Origin of the sequence: Microbacterium sp. ISL-103, from assembly GCF_018613995.1 — a bacterium.
GTDB lineage: Bacteria > Actinomycetota > Actinomycetes > Actinomycetales > Microbacteriaceae > Microbacterium.
Genome location: NZ_JAGGPD010000363.1, coordinates 1 through 2,739, shown reverse-complemented (window position 1 = coordinate 2,739; position 2,739 = coordinate 1). Strand labels below are relative to the sequence as shown.

Here is a 2,739-nt window from a genome sequence, read left to right as displayed (position 1 = left end):
GGAGTACCAGACGATGTACGGCAGGACGACGAGCAGAAGAACCGCCGCTCCTGACGCGCTCAGCAGCATCCAGTTCTCGACCGGCGCCGGAAGATTGTCGAAGAAGTAGGCGGTGGCCCCGAACACCGCGATCAGCACCAGAGCTGACCAGAAGAGCCGTCGCGCGTGTCCTCGGAACCGCGCGATGAGCAGCTCTTCTGTGGGCACGCCTGGCGGTGGCATCGTCGGCCGACCGCCGAGAGTCACGGGCTGGGTCACCCCTCCATTGTGCCTGCTGCCGCCGACATCGGGCTCTCCGCGCCCGGGCGTGTCAGACTCGGGCCGGCCTGACGTGCACCACGTCGCCCGCCGAGACGGGATGATCGACACCCTCGGACCTCACCACGAGCCGACCGTCCGCGTCGAGCGAGATCGCGCGGCCGACGAGCACCCTGTCGCCGGGCAGCGAGACGCGCACATCGAGCCCGATCGTCGCGCAGCGCCGGCTCACCGCGGCGTGCAAGCCGCTCGTGATCGCATCCGGAGAGGACGAGAGCGCCGAGAGAAGCGTGTCGAGCGCGCGCAGATAGGTCGCGAGCAGGCGGTCGATGTCTGCCTCGGCGCCGAGCACGGCGAACGACGTCGCCGTCGGCAAGGGGAGCTCGGATGCCGTCATCGCCGTGTTCACCCCGGTTCCGACGACCACCGCGTCTGCGGTCGCCTCTGCGAGGATGCCGCAGATCTTGCGCCCGTCGACGAGCACGTCGTTGGGCCACTTCACCGCGACGTCGTCGTCCGGCAGCTGCTCGGCGATCGCATCCGCCATCGCCAGGCCCGCCGCGAGCGGGATCCAGCCCCGCGCGTCCGCATCGGACGGCAGCCGGCGCAGGAGAACCGACACGGCGAGGGACGCCCCCGCAGGAGTCACCCAGGACCGCCCCAACCGACCTCTGCCCGCCGTCTGGTCGAGCGTGAGCATCGTGGACAGGTGCGGCCACTGCACCGAGTCCCCGGCCAGCTCACGCAGCAGGGCGTTCGTCGACGCCGCCTCCGGAAGCACAACGACACGCGGTGCCACGGAGTTCGCGAGCGGGAGGTGCATGCTCAGACCTCTTCCTCGTCGGCCTCTTCGTCGTCGTCGTCCTCGTCAGTGCGCACGGCACCGATCTCGACAGCCTGCCAGCGGTCCCACTTGTGCATGAGCTGCTCGATCGCGGCGTGGAACTTCTCGGTGGCGGCTCCCGGCGTCGTGTCGCCGAAGTAGTGCTGCACCCACATGCGCAGCCGTGCGATGGCTGCCTCGTCGGCGCGCACCCGTTCGACCTCGGCCACGATGTCGCGGGCGCCCTCTGCCGTCAGCCACTCGCAGTCGGAGAGGTATCCGTTGGTGTCCACCGACGCACGCTCATCGACCGGACGCGTGATCATCAGCGGCTTGCCGACGGCGAGGCGGTCGTAGACCATCGCCGAGATGTCGACGATGGCCACGTCGGCGGCCGCCAGCTGCCAGCCGAGCTCCGGGCCGTCGTCGTAGATGTGCTGGGCGGTCGCATCGGCGGCGTTCGCCGACGCGATCGCGGCGATGATGCGCCGATGGGCGGCTCCGTAACCGTCGTCGACGACCCCGCTGCGGGGGTGCGGTCGGTAGATGACGCGGTGCGCCCCGGACGCCAGCAGTTCCGTGACCAACGCCTCGCCATGGGTGGCGATCGACCCGTAGTGCGCGCTCGGGCGGTCTCCCTCCCAGGTCGGGGCGTAGAGCACGACCGTGCGGTCATCAGGTGCGTACGGCAGGGATCCGGAGTAGTGATCCGCCTGCGGTCGACCGATCTCGATCGTGCGACGGTCGATGTCCCAGTCCCAGAGGGTGCGCGAGAGGCGATCCCGTGCTGCCTGGCCCGCGACCAGTGCATAGTCGTACGCCTTGTACTGGTTCGTGGTCATGTACATCTTGTCGGACTCGCCGTGATTGATGAACACATGCCAGCGACGCCCGTATCGGAACATCTGGAAGTTGCGCGTGTTCTGATTCACGTAGAGGACGACCCGGATGTCCTGCGTGCCGATGAAGCGCTCGAGGTCTCGCACCGTCGGCACGAATGCCACGGGCGGTCCGTCCTCGTCGAGCAGAAGGTCAGCGCCGGTGGCGGAGCGGGACAGCACCACGACGGGCCAGCGCTTCGCCAGCTCGGTGAGCGGCCTGTACCACTGGCGCATCTGGTACATGTTGACCGCACCGTCGGCGAAGTAGACGGCCACCTGGTAGTGCTCGATGGGGTGCGGCTCATGATCGGCGAGGCGACGACGTACGCGCTGCACCGCCTTGCGCGAGGCGAGCGCCCGCTTCAGCAGACGGTAAGCCTTCTTCGCGTCGGACACAGCACCCATCCCTCCAGGATACCGAGTGGCGCCCGCTGATCCGACGGCACCGCGCACCGGCGCCGTTCCCGGTGAATCAGGGAACGCCCGAGAAGCCCATGCCATGATCGTCATGTGCCTGACAACGACATCGACGCTCCCGAGTCCGGGGTGTCGTTCGTCATGCCCGTGCTCAACGAACGCGCGTATCTCGAGCACGCGATCAGCTCGGTGCTCGCGCAGGAGCTCACGGTTCCCGCCGAGCTCGTGCTCGCGCTGGGCCCGTCGACCGACGGCACGACGGAGCTCGCACATCGCCTGGCGGCCGGCGACGAGCGGATCCGGCTCGTCGACAACCCGGCGGCGCACATCCCGGTGGGGCTGAACGCAGCGATCCGAGCC

The 2,739-nt window shown here is 68.9% G+C and carries 3 protein-coding genes and 1 pseudogene; 1 reads left to right on the top strand and 3 read right to left on the bottom strand.

Annotation, left to right across the window (positions count from 1 at the left end; genetic code table 11):
- The 3 genes and pseudogenes from J7E68_RS13385 to J7E68_RS13375 form a co-directional block, all read right to left on the bottom strand.
- Positions 1-222: pseudogene (locus J7E68_RS13385) on the bottom strand (PH domain-containing protein); the annotation flags it as partial.
- Between the two features lie 88 nt (positions 223-310).
- Positions 311-1,081 (bottom strand): biotin--[acetyl-CoA-carboxylase] ligase, encoded by a 771-nt coding sequence (locus tag J7E68_RS13380; protein WP_215173349.1) that lies wholly within the window; start codon positions 1,079-1,081, stop codon positions 311-313.
- Between the two features lie 2 nt (positions 1,082-1,083).
- Positions 1,084-2,367 carry a CDP-glycerol glycerophosphotransferase family protein gene (locus J7E68_RS13375; protein ID WP_215173348.1) on the bottom strand — a complete coding sequence of 428 codons (1,284 nt, stop codon included), beginning with the start codon at positions 2,365-2,367 and terminating at the stop codon, positions 1,084-1,086.
- Positions 2,368-2,520: 153 nt separating this feature from the next.
- On the opposite strand from J7E68_RS13375, the gene J7E68_RS13370 reads away from it, so the two are divergent.
- Positions 2,521-2,739, top strand: a 219-nt coding sequence (locus J7E68_RS13370) for a glycosyltransferase (protein WP_215173350.1), incomplete at its 3' end; no start/stop codon positions are given.